The sequence below is a fragment of the Paraburkholderia sp. PREW-6R genome (assembly GCF_039621805.1).
GTDB lineage: Bacteria > Pseudomonadota > Gammaproteobacteria > Burkholderiales > Burkholderiaceae > Paraburkholderia.
Genome location: NZ_CP155074.1, coordinates 1,947,671 through 1,968,159 on the forward strand (window position 1 = coordinate 1,947,671; position 20,489 = coordinate 1,968,159).

Below are 20,489 nucleotides of genomic sequence, written 5' to 3' on the forward strand. Positions count from 1 at the left end.
GCCGTACAGCGCATTGGAAGCGGGGGCGAAGCGTGTTCGCCGACCCACGTTCGGAGGCAGAAACCGTCGCGCGCGCCAAACCCTGTTACCGGCCCGAGTCTATACTTAAGGGTAATTCACAAACGCGCCGGGACGGCGCGGCGTCGGCGAAACTTGCTGCACGCGCGTTGAATTGCCACCCACCCAATTCCAGCGGCACTGGTCGCGCTTTCGCTATGCCCGATTTGTCTACCCACCTGTGGTTATCGATTACCAGCCTCGGCAGCGCCGGCATGACGCTGCCTATCGCGTTTGCGATTGCACTCTGGCTGGCGGTCGGCTATAGCTGGCGCATGGCGGCGGCCTGGCTGGCGCTGCTCGGCGCGGCGATCGGCATCGTCACGGTGACGAAACTGGCCTTTCTCGGCTGGGGCGTGGGCGTGCGTGAGCTGGATTTCACGGGTGTCAGTGGACATTCGATGCTGTCCACGGCCGTCTACCCGGTCGCGTTGTTCCTGGTGTTGTTGCCTGCGCGGCCTGCTTTCCGGCTCGCCGGCGTACTGCTCGGCCTCGCCGCGGGGATCGCGGTGGGGCTGTCGCGCGTGGTATTGAGCGCGCATTCGCCGTCTGAAGCCATTACAGGCTGTCTCGTCGGGGCGCTTGCAGCGCTCGTTTTCGTGCGGATGGCGTGGAACGCCGAGCCGGGCAAGCTGTCGGCGCTGCCGGTAACGGTCAGCATGCTGGTGCTCGCCTTGTTGATGCACGGCGTGCACGTGCCCACCCAACGCTGGGTCACGCATATTGCGCTGAAAGTGTCGGGCCATGACCGGCCGTTTATCCGCGCCAGGTGGCACGCCCTGCGCAACGCCCGTCCGGCTGCCACACCGCTCTCTCAAACCCGCAACACATTGACGCCGAGCGACTCGGCGCACGCGTAACCGTTCTCTCGCTCGGTCCTCTGGCGCCAAACGAATGGCGCCGTCACCTTAGCCGGTTTGCTTTCAGCCGTGGCAAGCATGGCCCTTTCGGGCGCGATGGCCGCGGGCGGCCGGGTCAGGCATTCGCTAACCCGCTGCACAGCGAGCGTTGACAAGCAAAGCGCCGATCTTCGGGCACGTGGTCACCGCCTCAGTCCTTCACCCCGAGAATCACACTCGACGCCTTGAATGCCGCGACGGCATTGCCGCCTTCAACGAGTCCGAGCGTGTCGACGCTTTCGTTCGTGACCACTGCGGCAATCACCGCGCCGCCGTCCAGCAGGAGCGTCACCTCGGCGTTGACTGCGCCGCGCTTGACGCTCTGCACGATGCCACGCAACTGGTTGCGCGCGGACAGTTTCAGTGGCGCGCCGTTGTCACCGTCGACCAGCAGCACGACCCACGACGCCTTAATCAGCGCGAACGCCGCCGCGCCCACAGCAAGACCCAGCGCCTCGGTACTGTCATGCGTGACGACGGCGACGATCGCGTGACCGCCGGGCAGCGCCAGTGACACTTCGTCGTTGACCGTGCCGCGCGTGATCGACGACACCGTGCCGTAGAGCTGATTACGCGCGCTCGTCTTGACACCTATGCGGCCAATCAGATCCCAATCCGTCGCGAAGCCTTCGATCGCCGCGCCTGCCCGTTCGAGAAAGCGCCGATGCTCGCGCTCCACTGCGCGAAACGTCTCGATCAGCCTGATCGCGCGTGGCGTGAGCGTGGTGCCGCCACCGCCTTTGCCGCCGGTCAGTCGCACGACAAGCGGTTCGCCAGCGAGATTGTTCATCGTATCCACGGCGTCCCACGCGCCCTTGTAGCTGATGCCGACCGCCTTCGCCGCGCTCGTGATCGAGCCGGTTTCGCCAATTGCCGCGAGCAGCGCGATCCGCGACGCGCCGCCGAGCGTGTGCGCACCCGCCTGAAACCAGACGGAGCCACCGAGTTCGAGTGGACCGTGAGAAGGATCGGCGCGTTCGGAAGTCATGGCGATATGGCGCTCGACGCGTGTTCAGTCGAGACGGATGGCAAAGGACAACGCATCATATACGCCGTCGCCTCACGAATGCGAGCCCCGCCCGATGCGCAAGTGCCGCGCTCCCTGCTTTTCCACGCGATAGATGCAATACTTTGCGACACCTGAACTCAAAGCATTGACCATCCAGCTGTTCTTGGCATTTCCGGCGCGACCGGCCACCCATGCGCCGCGCGCCGCCACCTCGAAAGGAGCAAGCCAGTGAATCTCGATCTATCGGGCAAGACCGCCATTGTCAGCGCGTCCACGGCCGGCATCGGACTCGCCATCGCAACAGGTCTCGCCGCGGCGGGCGCCGAGACCATCATCAATGGACGCAAGCAGGAGGCCGTGGACCGCGCGATCGACGCGATCCGCAAAAGCGCGCCACAGGCAAAACTGCGTGGTTTCGCCGGCGATCTCGGCGCGCCGGAGGGCTGCGACGCACTCGCGAAGGCCGTGCCGCACGTGGACATTCTCGTGAACAACCTGGGCGTATTCGGACCCGGCGACATCTTCAGCACGACAGACGACGACTGGGAACGTTATTTCCAGATCAACGTGATGTCGGGCGTGCGGCTCACGCGCCACTATCTGAAGGGAATGATGGAGCGCAAATGGGGACGTGTGGTGTTCATCTCGTCCGAATCGGCGTTGAACATTCCGCCCGACATGCTCGCCTACGGCTTCTCGAAGACGGCGCAGTTGAGCGTGGCACGCGGCATCGCCAAATACGCGGCGGGCAGCGGGGTGACGGTCAACTCGGTGCTGCCCGGACCGACCCTGTCCGACGGCTTCCGCTCGATGGTGGAGGACACCGCGAAAGAACAGGGCAAGACCGTCGAACAGGTCGCCACGGAGTTCGTCCGCGAGCATCGCAGCAGCTCGATCATCCAGCGCGCGGCTAGTACGGAGGAAGTCGCGAACATGGTCGTCTATGTGTGTTCGCCGCAGGCTTCGGCAACCACCGGCGCGGCGCTGCGCGTCGACGGCGGCGTGATCGACACGATCGCGTAACGGCGGCGTGCGTCCGGCGCATCGAAGGAGGATGAGCGCTCGGACGGTCGGCAGACGCTGGACGGCCGGCGGCAGTGGCTTCGGCCTGCGCTGCCGGCCGCCCGACTTCTTGACGTTAGTGGCGCACCCGTCGCACGCGCCTCTCTAGCTCCAGCCGCAGCACAGGTGCCTCCCCATCCGGCCGCAAGCGCAACCGCGGCCGCAGCCCCGCCGCAGCCAGATCAAAGCGCGTATTGCGCAATGCCATTACCGAACGACCAGTTTTCCTTCAGTACCTCGACGAGATTAATCAGCACGTCTTCCCGTCGCAGCCCGGGCGACTCCGCCAGCTCATTCGCCATACGCTCGTAGAGCGCCTTTTTCTGCTCCAGCGTGCGCGTGTTATTCAGCGTGATCTGAATCATCACGAGTTCATCGCTGCGTTGCACGTTCAGATACTGGTGGTCGTACACGAAATTGCTCGCTGAGTGCTCGGTAAGGAGCATGAAGATGTCGTCTTTAGGGACATTAAATGTGTCCACCAGCGAACGTTGAATGCTTTCAGTGAGCGCCTTGCGATACTCGTCGGACTTGCCTGCGCGCAGCGCGATCCGGGTGAGCGGCATGATGAAACTCCTTCTCGGTGTTGATTAGGTAAGCACAGCTTAAGCGCACGCAGTCATAATAAAAAGATATCATGAGATATTTCATCCATTTTCAAATGAAATGAAAGTGCTCGATCTGGATGCCGTCCGCGCCTTCGTGCTGGTAGCTGACCTGCTCAGTTTCACGCGCGCCGCCGAGGCGCTCGACACCACGCAGTCCGCGGTCAGCCTGAAGCTCAAGCGGCTGGAAGCGCATCTGGGCAAGCAGTTGCTGGAACGCACGCCACGCGTCGTGCGGCTTTCCGCAGACGGCAACGCGTTTCTCAGCGCCGCGCGCGATCTGCTGAACGCGCATGAGCGCGCGCTCGGGTCGTTGTCGGTGGAGCGCAGGCGGCTGGCGTTGGGACTGAGCGAGCACGTCGCCGGGCCGGACCTAGCGACTCTGCTCGCGCGCCTGAATGCGCACGATCCCGGCCTCGTCGTGGAGTTGCATATGGGCTTGTCCGCCGCGCTGCTCGCCCAGTTCGACGAGCGCCGTCTCGACGCCGTGATCGTGCGCTACGGTGCGGACGAGCCGCCGCGCGACGACGCACAGGTGCTGTTCAGCGAGCCGCTCGGCTGGCTTGCCACGCCGGACTGGTCGCCGCGCGCCGGCGAGCCGTTGGCGCTCGCGCTGCTCGCTTCGCCGTGCAATGTGCGCGACGTGGCGCTGCAGGCGCTCGCCGGCGCGGGCGTTGCCTGGCAGGAAGTGTTCGTGGGTGGAGGTGTCGCCGCGGTCGGGGCGGCGGTGGCGGCAGGGCTGGCGGTCTCACCGCTGGCGCGCCGCGTCGCGCCGCGCGGTCTGATCGACGTCGGTGCGCGGCTAGGCTTGCCGGCATTGCCGGCGTCGCGCGTCACGTTGCACGCGCGGGTGAGAGACAAACGGTCGATGGAAACGCTGCGGCTAGTGACGAATGCACTCGCCTCGAACTGAATGCCGATCGGCCGCACCGCGCACCACTGCGGCAATGAAGAGCGCGTCGACGCCCGGTCAGTGAAGGATCGGCGGCAGCGACCCGCTGCTCGCGGTCGCGGGATCGGTACTGGATGTAGCCGGATGCGCCGCAACCGCCCCTGACGACATCGCGCCAACGTTTGCGGATGCGGCCGTCGTCGTACCGTGAGGCGCCGCCGGTTTGCCCACCGTGCTTTTCGCGGCGACTTTCACCGTCTGCGCACGGGCGCTGCGGCCTTGTACGAAATTCGCATGCACCACCTTGCCTTGAGATGCCCTGCTTTGCGCGAATTGCGCATGCGGCTTCTTGCTTTGCACCACGAGCGCGGCCTTCGGCTTAGCCTTGGTCGCATTCGGATTCGCCGCAGCGGCTTTGCCCGCCACCGTCTTCACCTGACCATGCGCAGTCTTGCCGTTAGATGCCGCCGCGACGTTCCGCGCCGAATGCGACGGGTGCCTGGTGCCCGCGACATGCTGTGCCACCGCTCTGGAGCCTGATTTCGAGCCTGCATGCGCCGCTGTCCTGGAAGCGGCATGATGACCCGCGCCGGACTGACCGATCGCGCCCCCCGTGGTTTGTTTCGAATGTTTCCCAACGTGCCCGGCTGCTTCCGGCGGATTCCACACTTCGCTGTATTCCGCGGCTGTCACCGCGCTCGATGCACACCATACGGCCACCGCCGCTGCGACTGCTCGAACCCACATCTGCTGCATCTCCTGATCTCTTGCTCATGACGAGCCCGGATTATATTCCCTTGCAAAAATCCATTTATAGACTATATTCATCACCAAGTACAAAAAAGGACTTATTCGATCATGGCTCACGCCGCTCGCGCTCCCCAGCCTGACCTACCCGGCCGCCAGCCGGTCTCGGCGCCCACGCTTTCAGACATGTCCGCAGCAGGATTGCGCGCATTCTTCAACATTGCCCGCGACTGGGACCTCAGTGCCGAAGAGCAGATCGTGTTGCTCGGCTCACCGGGCCGCTCCACTTATTTCAAGTGGAAGTCGGCACCTGAAACGGCCAGGCTTGGGCGTGACACGCTAGAGCGTCTGTCGCTGCTGCTCGGCATCTACAAGGCGCTGCAGATTTTGCTGCCGCAACCCAGCGCCGCCGACAGTTGGCTCAAGCGCCCCAACAGCGCAGCGCCGTTTGGCGGCCGCCGCGCGCTGGACCGCATGCTGGCCGGCAACGTCAGTGATCTCGTGGCCGTGCGCCAGTATCTCGACGCAATGCGAGGCGGCTGGGCGTGACACAACCGCAATGGCAGAACCGCTGGCGTACCGCGCCGCTCGACTGGGCGCCCGCTTACCGGGTGATTCCAACCCGTTTTCCCGCCGTCAATCTGTTCGACCGGGTCGCTTCGCCAGAAGATTTCGACGCCCTGTATGCGCTCGAGGCCATGACTAACGACCGCCTGCGCACCGAGGTAGGCGAACTGGAGCTCGTGCCGCGCGAAGAGCGCCGCTTCGGAACAGGTTACGGCCCGATCATGGCTGCGCTGACGCATCTGAATCCGCTCGGCAGCCGCTTCTCGGACGGCACCTTCGGCGTGTTTTATTGCGCGCGCTCGCGCGCCACGGCCATCGCTGAAACGCGCTATCACACTGGCAAATTTCTCGAAGCCACGGCCGAACCGCCAACGCGTCAGCAGATGCGGCTTTATACGGTCGTCGCGCAAGGCGAGGTGGTGGATCTTCGCAACGACGCGTCGCTCGATCCCTCCGTGCTCTCACCGGACGATTACCTGGCCGGCCAGGCGCTTGGCCGCGCGGCGCGCGAAGGAGGCGCGCCGGGCATCGCCTATCCGTCTGTGCGGGATGACGGCGGCGAATGCCTGGCCGCATTTAGCACGAGGCTGCTGCGCGACTGCCATCACGCAGCGTATCTGGAATACAACTGGAATGGCAGCAGCATCGACATGGTGTTCGAGCTAAGCCAGGTGGGTTGAAGGCCCGCGCGGCGCCGAACGGGCGCGAAAGGTGGGCGACGCCCGCGCGCTGTCAAGGCAGCGCCAGTTCCGCTGCGCCTTCCGCGCGTGCTTCGTCGACGGAGATGGACCAGCGGCGCAGCGCCAGCGGCTCGACGATGGTCAGCTTGCCGCCTGGCCCGAACGCGCCGGTATCGATGAAAATCTGCGAGCCGATCTGCTGGATGTCGCGCACCGGCGTATGACCGCAATACGTGAGCGAAAGACCGCGTTGACGCCGCGGATCACCGTTGCCAATGGCCAGTTCTCGACCCCACAGCAGTTGCTGCCGGACCTCGGCGGAGTAGTTGCCTGCGTCAAGTTCAGCGTCGGAGCCAAAAAATTCGGCATGCAAAACGTTGAAGCGTTCCTTGCCGCTGCCCACCACGCGAACCAGCGGCAGCGTGCGCAGATGGTCGGCATAGTGCTGCAGACGTTCGTCGGACAGCGCGGCGGCCCACGCGCCGCCAATGCCATACCACCACTGCCGCCGCAAGCGGCCTTCGGCGACGGAGCACAATGCGTCTTCGTGATTGCCGAGCACGGCGAAAAACCAGGGCTTGGCCAGCAGCGCCAGTGCCTGTTCGGAATGCTCGCCGCGATCGACCAGATCGCCGACCGAAAACAGGCGGTCGCGCGCCGGATCGAACGCAATGTCGCTCAGCAGATAGCGCAGCGCATCAACGCAGCCATGCAGATCACCGACGACGAAGTCGCGGCCTGCCACATTGGCAGCATGATGTTGGACGGAGTTGGAAAGTACGGTGGCCATTCGTTAATGATAGTGCCGCGCACAAGAGTGTGTATGCGGGGTGCCTATCTTATCCGGGCGTCAAGTTAAGTCAAAACCGCGCACTACCGCGCCAGGTTTCGACTTTGCGTGGTAGTGATTACCGGGCGGGCGTTGCGCGAAGCGGTCGCTATTGCTGATTTGCCGATTGAAGGCGGATCACCGCGACGGTGAACTGCCGATCAGCGAATCGCTGTACGCGCAGGTTCGTGAACCGCAGCAAGCGGCTCTGACCATCCCACGCCATTTTATTCAGTAAAGCTGAATATCGACAGCCCCGCGGAGCCGTCGACCGTCCGCCGAAGGGCTCGCACTTTACCGAGTCGCTCAGTCAGCGCACGCAACAAAAACATGCGCCGCCTGCCAATCCGCTTTCAACTGAAAGCGGTGCGCAAGCCCATTGCCGGAGACTAGCGTCCGGGTCTTCAATTCATCCACAAATGGTGCCCGAAGCGCGGGTAGAATCCGCGACAGGACATCCCACCGACATTCATGCTTACCAAATACTACCCACAGGTTTTACGCAACCGGCCACGAATGATCGTCGGCCTGGCTTTCGGTATAGTTGCCGCGCTCGTTGTCCCTGAACACTCGCGGCCAATGGTTCGCGTACTGGTCGGCTGGGATGCCGCAGTATGGAGTTACCTCGCGATGATCTGGACACACATGGCCCTCGCGGACGAAGGCCGTGTACGCGACTTCGCGCGACGTGACGACGAGAACGCAGGTGTGGTGCTCATCGTGATCTGCGTCGCGACGATCGCGAGTATCGTTGCGATCGTGATGGAGCTGGCGTCGGCGAAAGGCACGGCAGGCGCCTCCACGGTCTGGCATTACGTATTGACCGGTCTTACGATGATCGGCGCGTGGTTCATGATCCCGACGATTTTCACGCTGCACTATGCGCGTCTCTATTACGATCCGGACACGCCGGAAACCGCGCTGCTCTTTCCCGATCACAGTCTCGAACCCGACTACTGGGATTTCCTGTACTTCTCGTTCACCATTGCGGTAGCTTCGCAGACTTCCGACGTCGTGCTGCGCTCACGCACGGCTCGACGCGCGACGCTTGCCCAATCGATCCTGTCGTTCTACTTCAACGTCGCGGTCCTTGGCCTGTGCGTGAATATCGCCGCCGGCCTGCTCGGCTCGTGACAGCCAGGATGGCGGCAGTGTCACGCGCCTCAACTTCTCGTTTTGCGACAAGCGCGTCGACGCGGCCACCCGCTCAACTGCGCTCCATGTAAATCGCGGACCGCCGCCACCGCTTTTACACACGCGGCGTGTGCATCTCGTCTGATCAACGCAATGCAAACGGCTGGTCTCTTTCTTACAGGGCGCACACTTAACCTCACCCCCGCTCCAGGCGAATCTCAGTGGCACAAGGTTTGCTGCGTCTACGCAACAGTTCTGGCCGGTTGGCGCGTGCATCCAAGACGTCTCATGCCGCATTGGGGTTCATGCACCTCCCGCTGGCCAGCGGCGTGACGATCTTTGCACTACATTGACCAGTACGCGCCCTCGCTTCACGCTGTGCGCGGTATCCGGCTTTGGAACTCTGGAAGCCCAATGAGCGCTGTGATCGCATGCCTTTGCATCCACACCGCAGCAGGACAATCTGGAAACGACCGATGGAATCTCCAAACGGGTACGCGCCGCGGATCTACTTTTTTCATTCACTTCTGGTTGGGCCACTCGATGCATGGCCAGCGCAGTTCGCTCACGCGGCGGCGCTGGGCTTCGATCATGCGCTGATCGGCAGCCCGTTCGAGCCCGGACGGGCGGGACATGGGCAGGTGGTGGGCAATCATGCCCGCCTGCATCCCGTGTTCGAGGCACACGAGCCGGTCACTCAGGCCGTTAAATCGCTGACGGCCGCTGCAGGTCAGCAGGGCCTGACGGTGCTGGTCGATCTGGTGATCGACCGGATGGCCGCCGACGGCGCGCTGTATGCCGAGCATGCCGACTGGTTCCATCCATTCGAATCCGAAGAGGCGCGGCTCGACCCGCGCCATGTGCATCGCGAAGATAACGTTGCGTATGCCAACTTCGACGACCCGGGCACGACCGACGCGCTCGTGGGCTGGTGGACGCAGCAATTGCTGACGCTCGCCGACGCCGGCGTGGGCGGCTTCCGGTTCGACTCGCCGCATCGGGTACCGGCCGAGGTCTGGCGCCGCCTGCGCGATGCGGTGCGTGCCAGCCACCCCAACCTGCGCTTTCTCGCCGCCACGCCCGGTCTCTCGCGTGACGATCTGCTCGGGCTGCAAGGCGCGGGCTTCGACAGCGTGTTTTCGTCGGTGCGCTGGTGGGACTTTCGCGCCAGCTGGATGGTGGAGGAACATGCCGCGCTTGCCCGTGTGGGTGCGCCGATCGCGTTTCCCGAAGCACCTTACGGCAATCGCCTCGTTTCCGAGCTGACCGATACTCATGACGCCACCATTGTCGAGCGAGCCTACCGCCGCGCGCTCTTCACGGCAGCCTCGATCGGCAGCGGCTGGATGATGCCCATGGGTTTCGAATACGGCATCGGCGAACCGATGTCGCAGACGCGTGGCGACGCATCGCAATTTGCTTTGGCTTGTCAGTCGAAGCAATTCGATCTGACCGCGCCGATCGCGCATCTGAACGAGGTAGCAGGCAAAACGGGCGTGCTGCACGCAAACGGAGAGCTGCGCCCGCTCAGCGGTCCCGGCGCGCCTGCCGCCGTTCTGCTGCGCGCCAATCGGCCCGACGTGCGCGGCGCGGACGAAGCCATCCTCATCGCCATCAATCCTGAACTCGGCGCGCCGGTGCGCGTCGATCCGGCGCGCTTCCTGAACGGCGTGCCCGGCAACTTCACGCGTTTCGTTCCGCTCGACGCGCCCGGTCACGTCACGCCGACCACCCTGACGCCATTCGCCCTTGCGCCCGGCGCGGTGCGTCTGTTCCGCGCGGTGGCCGAGAAGCCGATCCGTCTCGCGCCGCCGGTCGACAAATCGAACAGCAAGCGCAGCGGCCGCAAAACAGTGGTGGAAGCGATCAACGCGCCGCGCGTGGCCATCGAAAGCGTGACGCCGTCCGTCGACAACGGACGCTTTGCCGCGAAGCGCACGGTCGGCGAACGCGCTGAGATTACCGCGGCGATCTTCGCCGAAGGTCACGACAAGATCGCCGCCGCGGTCGTCTGGCGCGCCGCGGACGAAACCGCGTGGCACGAAACCTTGATGACGCCCGCGCAGCCCGCCGGCCTAGACATCTGGAAAGCGCGCATTCCGCTCGAACGGATGGGCCGTTACGAGTTCACGGTGATCGCCTGGCGCGACGACTTCGCGTCGCTCGTCGAGCATGTGCAGAAGAAGCTGAAAGCCGGCCAGACCGTCGAACTCGAACTGGACGAAGCGTCACATCTGTTTGCGCTCGTGCTCGCCGAAGTGGAAACGGTGGAAGGCGCGGTGACCGAACCGCTCGAACACATCGTCAAGGTGTTCACCAAGGCCGACCCCGACACCAAACTCGCGCTGCTGCTTGCGCCGACTACCGCGAAAGCAATGACCGCCGCGCGCCATCGGCCGTTCCTGAGCCGCGATCCGGTGGTCTACAAGATCGACGCCGAACGGACCGCCGCGCGCTTTGCAAGCTGGTACGAGATCTTCCCGCGTTCGATGAGCGACGACGAATCGCGCCACGGCACGTTTGCCGACGTCACCACCAAGCTGCCGCGCATTCGCGACATGGGCTTCGACGTGCTGTATTTCCCGCCGATTCATCCGATCGGCGTGGCGAACCGCAAGGGGCGCAACAACACGCTGACCGCGCAACCGGGCGACGTCGGCAGTCCCTATGCGATCGGCGGCGCGGAAGGCGGCCACACCGCTGTGCACCCGCAACTCGGCACGCTCGACGACTTCAAGAAGATGCTCGCCGCTGCGCACGATCATGGCCTCGAAATCGCGCTCGACTTCGCAGTGCAGTGTTCGCCGGATCACCCGTGGCTGAAGGAGCATCCGACATGGTTCGCCTGGCGGCCCGACGGGACGCTGCGCTACGCCGAAAACCCGCCGAAGAAGTATCAGGACATCGTCAATCCGGACTTCTATGCGCACGACGCCAAGCCGGATCTGTGGCTCGCGCTGCGTGACGTGTTCCTGTTCTGGATCGACGCGGGTGTGCACATTTTCCGCATCGACAATCCGCATACCAAGCCGCTGCCGTTCTGGGAATGGGTGATCGGCGACATTCGTGCGCGCTTCCCCGACACGATTTTCCTTGCCGAGGCATTCACGCGTCCGCGCATGATGAACCGGCTGGGCAAGATCGGCTTCTCGCAGTCGTACACGTACTTTACGTGGCGCGAGACGAAGCGCGATTTCATCGAGTACATGACCGAACTCACGCAAACCGGCGCGCGCGACTCGTACCGGCCGAACTTCTTTGTCAACACGCCGGACATCAACCCGCGGCACTTGCAGTCGCAAGGTCGCACGGGTTTCCTGATCCGCGCCGCGCTGGCATCGACGCTGGCCGGTTTGTGGGGCGTGTACAGCGGCTTTGAACTATGCGAAGCCGCCGCGCTGCCGAACAGCGAGGAATATCTCGATTCCGAGAAGTATCAGTTGCGCGCGTGGGACTGGAATCGTCCCGGCAATATCGTCAACGAGATCAGTGCGCTGAACCGGATCCGCCGTGCGAACCCGGCGCTGCAAACGCATCTCGGCCTGACCTTCCTGACCGCGCACAACGACAACATCCTGTTCTTCGAGAAGGCGACCGAATCGCGCGACAACGTGATCATCGTCGCGGTCAATCTCGATCCGTATAACGAACAGGGTGCGGACGTCGAATTGTCGTGGGAAACTTTCCAGAACTGGAATCTTCACGATCATGGCGCACTGGAAGTTACCGACCAGATGACCGGCGCGCGTTTCGAATGGCACGGCCGCTGGCAGCATATCCGGCTCGGATCGGGCCAGCCGTTTTCGATCTGGCGCATCGCGCCGCTTGGCGGCCTGCCCGCCGAGCGCCCCGATGAAGCCGACAGCGACTATCACGCAGACGCTGGCAACCCAACCACCACGGAAGGTGCGACATGAAGCGTGACGATCCAACCCAAACCACGACGCAATCGCCAGTCGGCAACGCGCCCGGCAATACGGCGAGGCCGCGCACGAACCGGCGCGGCAAGCCCGCTGCGCTGAGCGACGATCCGCTCTGGTACAAAGACGCCATCATCTATCAGGTGCACATCAAGTCGTTCTTCGACGCGAACAACGACGGCGTGGGCGATTTTCCCGGCCTGATTGCAAAGCTCGACTACATCGCCGCACTGGGCGTGAATGCGATCTGGCTGCTGCCGTTCTATCCGTCGCCGCGTCGCGACGACGGCTACGACATCGCGGATTACCGCAATGTGCATCCGGACTATGGCCAGCTTTCCGACGTCAAGCGCTTCATTCAGGAAGCGCATGCTCGCGGCATCCGCGTGATTACGGAACTGGTGATCAACCACACGTCCGATCAACACCCGTGGTTTCAGCGCGCCCGCCGCGCGAAGCCGGGTTCGAACCATCGCAACTACTACGTGTGGTCCGATACCGATCAGAAATATCAGGACACGCGGATCATCTTCATCGATTCCGAGCCGTCCAACTGGACGCACGATCCCGTAGCGGGTGCGTACTACTGGCACCGCTTCTACTCGCACCAGCCCGATCTGAATTTCGACAATCCGGCTGTGCTGAAGGAAGTGCTGCAGGTAATGCGCTTCTGGCTCGATATGGGTATCGACGGGCTGCGGCTCGACGCGGTGCCGTATCTGGTCGAACGCGAAGGCACGAACAACGAGAATCTGCCGGAAACGCACGCGATCCTGAAGAAAATCCGCGCCACCATCGACGCGGAATATCCGAACCGGATGCTGCTCGCCGAGGCGAATCAGTGGCCCGAGGACGTGAAGGAATATTTCGGCGACGAAGACGAATGCCACATGGCGTTCCACTTTCCGCTGATGCCGCGTATTTACATGTCGATCGCGAGCGAAGACCGCTTTCCGATCACTGACATCATGCGGCAGACGCCGGACCTCGCCGCAACGAACCAGTGGGCGATTTTCCTGCGCAATCACGACGAATTGACGCTCGAAATGGTCACGGATTCCGAGCGCGACTACCTGTGGAACACGTACGCCAGTGATCGCCGCGCGCGCCTGAATCTGGGCATTCGCCGCCGTCTTGCACCACTGATGGAGCGTGACCGCCGCCGGATCGAGCTGATCAATTCCCTGCTGCTTTCCATGCCCGGCACGCCCGTGATTTATTACGGCGACGAACTCGGCATGGGCGACAACATCCACCTCGGCGATCGCGACGGTGTGCGCACGCCGATGCAATGGTCGTCGGACAGGAACGGCGGCTTCTCGCGCGCCGATCCGGAACAGCTGGTGCTGCCGCCGGTCATGGGTTCGCTGTACGGTTTTGACGCGATCAACGTGGAAGCGCAAAGCCGCGACCCGCATTCGCTGCTGAACTGGACGCGGCGCATGCTCGCCACGCGCCGGGCTAAGCAGACGTTCGGCCGTGGCACGATCCGCTTCCTGAAGCCGGAAAACCGCAAGATTCTTGCGTATCTGCGCGAAATGCCGGGCGAGCCGCCGATTCTTTGCGTGGCGAATCTTTCGCGTGCGCCGCAGGCGGTCGAACTCGATCTGTCCGAGTTCGCCGGATCGGTGCCGATCGAAATGACTGCCGACTCCGTGTTCCCGGCCATCGGTCAGCTCACGTATCTGCTGACTTTCCCGCCGTATGGCTTCCTGTGGTTCATGCTGTGCCCGGGTGGCCAGCGTCCGACCTGGGCGCAGGCGCATTCCGAACAGTTGCCGGAGTTCGTCACGATCGTGATACGCGAAGGCCAGGTCGGCCCGACGCCGGAAAACGTGCGTCTGCTGGAATCCGAAGTGCTGCCTTCATGGCTGAGCCGGCGCCGCTGGTTTGCGTCGAAGGATCAGAAGCTGAATGCGGTTCGGCTTGCCGCGCTGACCACGATTCCGAACGGCGGCTTTGCGTTCACCGAAATCGAGGCTGACGTGGGCGACCACACCGAACGCTACGTGGTGCCGATCGCGATCACGTGGGGCGGCGAAACCACCTTCCCGCTGTTCAAGCAACTGGCGCTCGCGCGTGTGCGCCGCGGCCGCAACGTGGGTCATCTGACGGACGCTTTCGCGCTGCCGATTTTTGCGCACGGCGTGATGCGCAAGCTGCGTGAGCGCGCGATCGTGCCCACCGTGCAGAAGAGCGAAATCAGGTTCATTCCGACCGAGCGATTCGATGAACTCAGTGAACTCGGCGAGCGTCCGGAGATCCGCTGGCTGGCGGCGGAGCAAAGCAACAGTTCGCTGATCATCGCCGACGCCGCCGTGCTGAAACTGGTGCGCCGGCTCGTCGCCGGCATCCATCCGGAAGCGGAAATCAGCCGTTATCTGACGCAGCTGGGTTACGCGAACACTGCGCCGCTGTTCGGCGAAGTGGTGCGCGTCGATCCGGAAGGCGTGCCGCATACGCTGTGCATTCTGCAAGGCTATGTGGAGAATCAGGGCGACGCGTGGAACTGGTCGCTCGACTTCCTGCGCCGGGCGGTGGATGAACTCGCGATCGCCGTCGATACCGAATTGCAGTCCACGCCGGATCGCGACAAAGAGTCCATTCTGAAGGAGAGCTATAGCGCACTGGCCGGCATTATCGGCCGCCGCCTCGGCGAGTTGCACGTGGCGCTCGCGTCGCCGACCGACGACCCGGCGTTCGCGCCGGAACCCGCCAACGCCGAGCAGGTGAAGGCGTGGGTCGACAGCACGCAGGCGATGCTCGCCACTGCGCTGGACAGGCTTGCCCAGCGCATTGACCAGATCAGCGATCCCGAGACGAAGGCGTTGGCGCAACGCCTGCTGGAGCGTCGCGAGGCGCTCGTCGACGCGGTCAACAAGCTGGTGTCGGCCAACGCGGGCGCACTGCGCATCCGGATTCATGGCGACTTCCACCTGGGTCAGGTGCTGGTCGCGCAAGGCGACGCCTATCTGATCGACTTCGAAGGCGAACCGGCGCGTTCGCTCGACGAACGTCGTCAGAAATCGAGTCCGTTGCGCGACGTGGCGGGACTGATGCGTTCGCTGTCGTATGCGAGCGCCGCCGCGCAGCCCACGTCGGAAGGCGCTCCGCAGCAGACCGCCGACCGCAAGCGCGCCCTGTTCGACCGTTTCCGCGCGCATGCGACCGACACGTTCCTCAAGGAATACCGCGCGGCCGCCGCAGAATCGCCGACGCCGCTGGTTGCGCCCGAAGCGGAGCAGGCGTTGCTCGACCTTTTCCTGATCGAAAAAGCCGCTTACGAAATCCGTTACGAAGCAGCCAACCGTCCGACGTGGCTCGGTTTGCCGGTTCGCGGTCTCGCGTCGCTCGCGAGCCGCCTGCTCGGCGACACCGGCACACCCCCGCAAGATTCCTCAACCCAGGCGCGTGGCGCCGCCACACCGCCTAATCCGGCCGAGGGCGACTATGAGTGAGCATGATCCGGCCGCTGGCCTCCAACCGATCGATATCGACGCGCTCGTCGAGGCGCGTCACCCCGATCCCTTTTCACAACTCGGGCTGCATCACACGGACGCGGGTCCGGTGGTGCGCGCGCTATTGCCGAACGCGGCGCGTGTCGCGGTCGTCGCGCGCAGCGACGGCTCCCTGCTCGGCGAGCTGGAACAGCTTCGCCCGGGCCTGTTCGCCGGGCGTGTGACGTCGGCAGCCCCATACCGTCTGCGGATCGACTGGCACGGCGTAGAGCAGGAGATCGAGGACACGTACTCGTTCGGCCCCGTGCTGGGCGACGAGCCGCTTGGCCGTCTCGCCGGCGGGGACCCGTACGCAGTGCTGGAATGTCTCGGTTCCCGTCCCATGGAAATCGACGGCGTGCCCGGTACACGGTTCGCCGTGTGGGCGCCGAATGCGCGGCGGGTTTCCGTCGTGGGCGATTTCAACGCATGGGACGGCCGCCGGCATCCCATGCGGCTGCGTCATCAGGCCGGTGTGTGGGAGCTGTTCGTGCCGCGCGTCGGTCCGGGCACCCGCTACAAATATGAGATGCTGACGCGCGACGGTCATCCGCTGCCGCTGAAGGCCGATCCCTGCGCGATGCAGACGGAAAAGCCGCCGGGCACCGCGTCGGTGGTGGCGCACGTGGATGAAATCGAGCAGTTTCCGTGGACCGATCAGAACTGGATCGAATCGCGCGGCGGCAAGCAGACGCCCCGCTCGCCGATCTCCATCTACGAAGTTCACGCAGAGTCGTGGCTGCGTATTGCGGAAGAAGGACAGCGTGGGCTCGACTGGGAAGAGCTGGCCGATCGCCTGCTGCCGTACGTGAAAAGCATGGGCTTCACGCACGTCGAGTTCATGCCGGTTGCAGAGCATCCGTTCGGCGGCTCGTGGGGTTATCAGCCGCTCGGACAGTTCGCGCCGTCCGCGCGCTTCGGGAAACCGGAGCAGTTCGCGACGTTCGTCAACAAGGCGCACGAAGCGGGCGTCGGCGTGATTCTCGACTGGGTGCCCGCGCACTTTCCGAACGACGCGCACGGCCTCGTGCAATTCGACGGTACGCCGCTCTACGAGCACGCCGACCCGCGCGAAGGCTATCACCAGGACTGGAACACGATGATCTACAACCTCGGCCGCAACGAGGTGAGCGCGTTCCTGGTGGCGTCGGGCCTCGCGTGGCTCAAGCGCTATCACGTCGACGGTCTGCGCGTGGATGCGGTCGCCTCCATGCTCTACCGCGACTATTCGCGCAAGGCCGGCGAGTGGGTGCCGAATATTTACGGCGGACGCGAAAACCTGGAGTCGATTGCTTTCCTGAAGCGTCTGAATCACGAAGTGCGCTATGTGCCCGGCGTGCCGGGCGCCATCACCATCGCGGAAGAATCCACTGCGTGGCCGGGCGTCACCGCGCGCGTGGAGGATGGCGGTCTGGGTTTCGACTTCAAGTGGAACATGGGCTGGATGCACGACACGCTGCACTATATGGAGGAGGACCCGGTCTACCGTCAGTACCATCACCACAACCTGACGTTCGGGATGGTCTACGCGTACTCCGAGCGTTTCGTCCTGCCGCTTTCACACGACGAAGTGGTGCACGGAAAAGGCTCGCTGCTTGGCAAGATGCCCGGCGACGCGTGGCAACGCTTCGCCAACCTGCGCGCGTACTTCGGCTTCATGTGGACGCATCCGGGCAAGAAGCTGCTGTTCATGGGCGGCGAATTCGGCCAGATGGCGGAGTTCAATCACGATACGTCGCCGCACTGGCATCTGCTCGACGATCCGCGTCATCACGGCGTGCAAAAGCTCGTGCGCGATCTGAACCGTCTGTATGCGAACGAACCTGCGCTGCATCTGCTCGACGCCGAACCGGGCGGCTTCGACTGGCTGATCGGCGACGACAGCGGCAACAGTGTGTTCGCGCATCGCCGCACCGATGGTGCAGGCCGTGAAATCGTCGTGGTCTGCAACATGACGCCGGTGCCGCGCGTGGGTTATCGCATCGGCATGCCGCGCGGCGGACGCTGGGAGGAAGTGCTCAATACGGACGCCGGCGTGTATGGCGGCTCGAACATGGGCAACGGCGGCGTGATCCATACCGAGGAAATGTCGAGCCACGGCTGGCCGCATTCGGCCGCGCTGACATTACCGCCGCTGGCGACGATCGTACTGCGCGCGGACTGATCGACGTGCTGTCAAGCGGGCGCGCGGCGTGCATTCGATGCGCCGCGCGCCCGTTGCATGAAGACCCACGATAGCGTTCAACAAACAGAACAGGAAGGGGAATCATGTCGCATGCAATGCCCGACCGGCTTCTGCCCGGCTCGCCCTATCCGCTTGGCGCCAGCTGGGATGGCCTCGGCGTGAATTTCGCGGTGTTTTCCGCGAACGCGCAAAAAATCGAGCTTTGCCTTTTCGATCCGACCGGCCGCAAGGAAATCCGCCGCTACGCATTGCCTGAATGTACCGACGAAGTGTGGCATGGCTACCTGCCGAACGCCCATCCCGGCACCGCTTATGGCTTTCGCGCGCACGGACCCTATCAGCCGCAGCAAGGACACCGGTTCAATCCGCACAAGCTGTTGCTCGATCCGTATGCGCGCAAGCTGGTCGGCCAGTTCCGCTGGTCGGACGCGTTGTTCGGGTATCGCGTGCATTCGAATCGCGCGGACCTTTCCATCGACCGGCGCGACTCGGCGCCCGCCATGCCGAAGTGCGTGGTGATCGACGAAGCTTTCGACTGGTCGCATGACAAGCGCCCGAATGTGCCGTGGGGCGAGACCATCGTCTATGAAACGCACGTGCGCGGCGCGTCGATGTTGCGTCCGGATCTGCGTCAGCATGAGCGCGGCACGTTTGCCGCGCTGGCGTCGCCGGAGTTCATCGAGCACATGGTGAAGCTGGGCGTGACAGCCATCGAACTACTGCCGGTGCATGCGTTTCTGAACGACCGCTTTCTCGTGGAGCGCGGCCTGCGCAATTACTGGGGTTACAACACCGCGGCGTTTTTCGCGCCCGAGCCATCCTATCTGAGCACGCATCGGCTCGACGAAATGCGCATTGCCGTCCGGCAACTGCACGCGGCGGGCATCGAGGTGATTCTCGACGTGGTCTACAACCACACGTGCGAAGGCAGCGAGATGGGTCCGACCATTTCGTGGCGCGGCCTCGACAACGCCAGCTATTACCGCCTGATTCCAGGCGACGAACGCCACCATATCAACGACACCGGCTGCGGCAACACCGTGAATCTGATGCACCCGCGCGTGCTGCAGATGGTGATGGACTCGCTGCGCTACTGGTCCACCGCGTTCAACATCGACGGCTTCCGTTTCGACCTCGGCGTGACGCTCGGACGCGAGCAGCATGGGTTCGATCCCGGCTCCGGCTTTTTCGACGCGTTGCGCCAGGACCCGATCCTGTCGCAACGCAAGCTGATTTCCGAACCGTGGGACATTGGCCCAGGCGGCTATCAGCTTGGCAATCATCCGCCAGGTTTTGGCGAATGGAATGACCGTTTCCGCGATACCGTGCGCCGTTTCTGGCGCGGCGACGCCGGCTTGCGGCCCGATCTCGCGGCGCGACTCACCGGTTCGGCCGACCTCTTCAACCGGCGCTTCAGGAAGCCATGGGCATCGGTCAATTTTGTCACGTCGCATGACGGTTTTACGTTAGCGGATGTGACCGCTTACGAGAAGAAGCACAACGAAGCCAATCGCGAAGGCAATAACGACGGCCACAACGAGAACTGCAGCCGCAATTGGGGCGTCGAGGGTCCGACCGATGATCCGGCCATTCTGGACACGCGCAAACGCGTAGCGCGCTCAATGATTGCCACACTGCTGATGGCGCTCGGCACGCCGATGCTGCTGGCCGGCGATGAATCGCTGCGCACGCAGAACGGCAATAACAACGCGTACTGCCAGGACAACGACATCTCGTGGATCGACTGGGAGCACGCCGCCGCGCCGGACGGCCAGCAAATGACGGCGTTCGTCGCGCGCGTGATTGCGCTGCGCAAGCAGCATCCGCTACTGCGCGAGACGCGTTTTCTGTTCGGCGATCGCGAAGTATTGCCGGGATTATTTGACGTCGGCTGGTTCGACGAACACGGCGACCCGCTCACGATCGAAGCATGGCAGGACCCGGAAGGCCGGGCATTCACGTTGCGCCGCGCCGGCCCAGGCCTGAACGGCGAAACGGAAGTATTGCTGATGATGCTCAACGCGTGCGATGGAACCATACGTTTCACGCCTCCGGCGCCGCACCTGGAATGGCACGTGCTGTTAGACACTGCCGAACCAGAAAGCGCGCCGCGCCGGTTGGCGGTTCCAGCGATCGAAGTGGCTGCGCACGGGCTCGTGATGCTCGCCGCGCAACCGGTGGGAGAAGCGGATTGGCAGGCCGGCTGGAAAGCCGGCGCGCAGCATGGGCCGCGGTTGCTCACTGCGTTGCCGCCCGACCCTGGCGCGCATCCGCCTGCTAGCGACATGTCGCCGACCAGTTAGGCCGCGGCATTCGTTGCAACAAACACGACAAGCATGCACGACGGGTGGCGTCGCGACAGGTCGGGTAACGCAAGAATATCGCACGCGAGCAGAGAAAAAACGC

The 20,489-nt window shown here is 63.8% G+C and carries 14 protein-coding genes; 10 read left to right on the forward strand and 4 right to left on the reverse strand.

The features are described 5' to 3' along the window. Positions 1-215 precede the first annotated feature (215 nt). Complete coding sequence (locus AAGS40_RS23955; RefSeq protein WP_345815471.1) at positions 216-917, forward strand: phosphatase PAP2 family protein; 702 nt, start codon at positions 216-218, stop codon at positions 915-917. Positions 918-1,107: 190 nt separating this feature from the next. On the opposite strand, the gene AAGS40_RS23960 is transcribed toward AAGS40_RS23955, so the two are convergent. After that, positions 1,108-1,944 carry a TOBE domain-containing protein gene (locus tag AAGS40_RS23960; protein ID WP_345815473.1) on the reverse strand — a complete coding sequence of 279 codons (837 nt, stop codon included), beginning with the start codon at positions 1,942-1,944 and terminating at the stop codon, positions 1,108-1,110. A gap of 249 nt (positions 1,945-2,193) precedes the next feature. Between AAGS40_RS23960 and AAGS40_RS23965 the strand changes: the two genes are divergently transcribed. Continuing rightward, positions 2,194-2,988: an SDR family oxidoreductase gene (locus AAGS40_RS23965; protein WP_345815475.1), complete on the forward strand. Its 795-nt coding sequence runs from the start codon at positions 2,194-2,196 to the stop codon at positions 2,986-2,988. Between the two features lie 221 nt (positions 2,989-3,209). On the opposite strand, the gene AAGS40_RS23970 is transcribed toward AAGS40_RS23965, so the two are convergent. Then, positions 3,210-3,593 (reverse strand): tautomerase family protein, encoded by a 384-nt coding sequence (locus AAGS40_RS23970; protein ID WP_345815477.1) that lies wholly within the window; start codon positions 3,591-3,593, stop codon positions 3,210-3,212. Positions 3,594-3,693: 100 nt separating this feature from the next. Between AAGS40_RS23970 and AAGS40_RS23975 the strand changes: the two genes are divergently transcribed. After that, positions 3,694-4,545 carry a LysR substrate-binding domain-containing protein gene (locus tag AAGS40_RS23975; protein WP_345815479.1) on the forward strand — a complete coding sequence of 284 codons (852 nt, stop codon included), beginning with the start codon at positions 3,694-3,696 and terminating at the stop codon, positions 4,543-4,545. A 57-nt stretch (positions 4,546-4,602) separates the two neighbouring features. Here AAGS40_RS23975 and AAGS40_RS23980 read toward each other — a convergent pair whose 3' ends face one another. Beyond that, on the reverse strand, positions 4,603-5,271 hold the full coding sequence (locus AAGS40_RS23980) for a hypothetical protein (protein ID WP_345815480.1): 669 nt from the start codon (positions 5,269-5,271) through the stop codon (positions 4,603-4,605). Positions 5,272-5,382: 111 nt separating this feature from the next. Between AAGS40_RS23980 and AAGS40_RS23985 the strand changes: the two genes are divergently transcribed. Together AAGS40_RS23985 and AAGS40_RS23990 are read left to right on the forward strand one after the other, a co-directional pair. Continuing rightward, positions 5,383-5,820: an MbcA/ParS/Xre antitoxin family protein gene (locus AAGS40_RS23985; RefSeq protein WP_345815482.1), complete on the forward strand. Its 438-nt coding sequence runs from the start codon at positions 5,383-5,385 to the stop codon at positions 5,818-5,820. Then, a complete protein-coding gene (locus tag AAGS40_RS23990) occupies positions 5,817-6,518 on the forward strand; it encodes an RES family NAD+ phosphorylase (RefSeq protein WP_345815484.1) in 702 nt (233 codons plus the stop codon). The genes AAGS40_RS23985 and AAGS40_RS23990 overlap by 4 nt, the downstream gene beginning before the upstream one ends. Before the next feature lie 52 nt (positions 6,519-6,570). Here the strand turns inward: AAGS40_RS23990 and AAGS40_RS23995 are convergent, their stop codons facing one another. Further along, the gene (locus AAGS40_RS23995) at positions 6,571-7,308 is read right to left on the reverse strand and encodes a metallophosphoesterase (protein WP_345815486.1); all 738 of its coding nucleotides are present in this window, start codon (positions 7,306-7,308) and stop codon (positions 6,571-6,573) included. A 510-nt stretch (positions 7,309-7,818) separates the two neighbouring features. Between AAGS40_RS23995 and AAGS40_RS24000 the strand changes: the two genes are divergently transcribed. From AAGS40_RS24000 to glgX, 5 genes are all read left to right on the forward strand, one after another. Beyond that, positions 7,819-8,481 (forward strand): DUF1345 domain-containing protein, encoded by a 663-nt coding sequence (locus AAGS40_RS24000; protein ID WP_345815488.1) that lies wholly within the window; start codon positions 7,819-7,821, stop codon positions 8,479-8,481. A 476-nt stretch (positions 8,482-8,957) separates the two neighbouring features. Next, on the forward strand, positions 8,958-12,398 hold the full coding sequence (locus AAGS40_RS24005) for a maltotransferase domain-containing protein (RefSeq protein ID WP_345815489.1): 3,441 nt from the start codon (positions 8,958-8,960) through the stop codon (positions 12,396-12,398). After that, positions 12,395-15,859 carry a maltose alpha-D-glucosyltransferase gene (gene treS, locus AAGS40_RS24010; protein ID WP_345815491.1) on the forward strand — a complete coding sequence of 1,155 codons (3,465 nt, stop codon included), beginning with the start codon at positions 12,395-12,397 and terminating at the stop codon, positions 15,857-15,859. Before AAGS40_RS24005 ends, treS begins: the two co-directional genes overlap by 4 nt. Next, a complete protein-coding gene (glgB, locus tag AAGS40_RS24015) occupies positions 15,852-18,062 on the forward strand; it encodes a 1,4-alpha-glucan branching protein GlgB (RefSeq protein WP_345815493.1) in 2,211 nt (736 codons plus the stop codon). The genes treS and glgB overlap by 8 nt, the downstream gene beginning before the upstream one ends. Before the next feature lie 104 nt (positions 18,063-18,166). Beyond that, on the forward strand, positions 18,167-20,386 hold the full coding sequence (gene glgX, locus AAGS40_RS24020; protein WP_345815494.1) for a glycogen debranching protein GlgX: 2,220 nt from the start codon (positions 18,167-18,169) through the stop codon (positions 20,384-20,386). Positions 20,387-20,489 lie beyond the last annotated feature (103 nt).

What these genes read in the sequence shown, in the direction of transcription:
- AAGS40_RS23955 (WP_345815471.1), top strand. Translation starts at nt 216, where the DNA reads ATGCCCGATTTGTCTACCCACCTGTGGTTATCGATTACCAGCCTCGGC.
- AAGS40_RS23960 (WP_345815473.1), bottom strand. Translation starts at nt 1,944, where the DNA reads ATGACTTCCGAACGCGCCGATCCTTCTCACGGTCCACTCGAACTCGGT.
- AAGS40_RS23970 (WP_345815477.1), bottom strand. Translation starts at nt 3,593, where the DNA reads ATGCCGCTCACCCGGATCGCGCTGCGCGCAGGCAAGTCCGACGAGTAT.
- AAGS40_RS23975 (WP_345815479.1), top strand. Translation starts at nt 3,694, where the DNA reads ATGAAAGTGCTCGATCTGGATGCCGTCCGCGCCTTCGTGCTGGTAGCT.
- AAGS40_RS23980 (WP_345815480.1), bottom strand. Translation starts at nt 5,271, where the DNA reads ATGTGGGTTCGAGCAGTCGCAGCGGCGGTGGCCGTATGGTGTGCATCG.
- AAGS40_RS23985 (WP_345815482.1), top strand. Translation starts at nt 5,383, where the DNA reads ATGGCTCACGCCGCTCGCGCTCCCCAGCCTGACCTACCCGGCCGCCAG.
- AAGS40_RS23995 (WP_345815486.1), bottom strand. Translation starts at nt 7,308, where the DNA reads ATGGCCACCGTACTTTCCAACTCCGTCCAACATCATGCTGCCAATGTG.
- AAGS40_RS24000 (WP_345815488.1), top strand. Translation starts at nt 7,819, where the DNA reads ATGCTTACCAAATACTACCCACAGGTTTTACGCAACCGGCCACGAATG.
- AAGS40_RS24005 (WP_345815489.1), top strand. Translation starts at nt 8,958, where the DNA reads ATGGAATCTCCAAACGGGTACGCGCCGCGGATCTACTTTTTTCATTCA.
- treS (WP_345815491.1), top strand. Translation starts at nt 12,395, where the DNA reads ATGAAGCGTGACGATCCAACCCAAACCACGACGCAATCGCCAGTCGGC.
- glgB (WP_345815493.1), top strand. Translation starts at nt 15,852, where the DNA reads ATGAGTGAGCATGATCCGGCCGCTGGCCTCCAACCGATCGATATCGAC.
- glgX (WP_345815494.1), top strand. Translation starts at nt 18,167, where the DNA reads ATGTCGCATGCAATGCCCGACCGGCTTCTGCCCGGCTCGCCCTATCCG.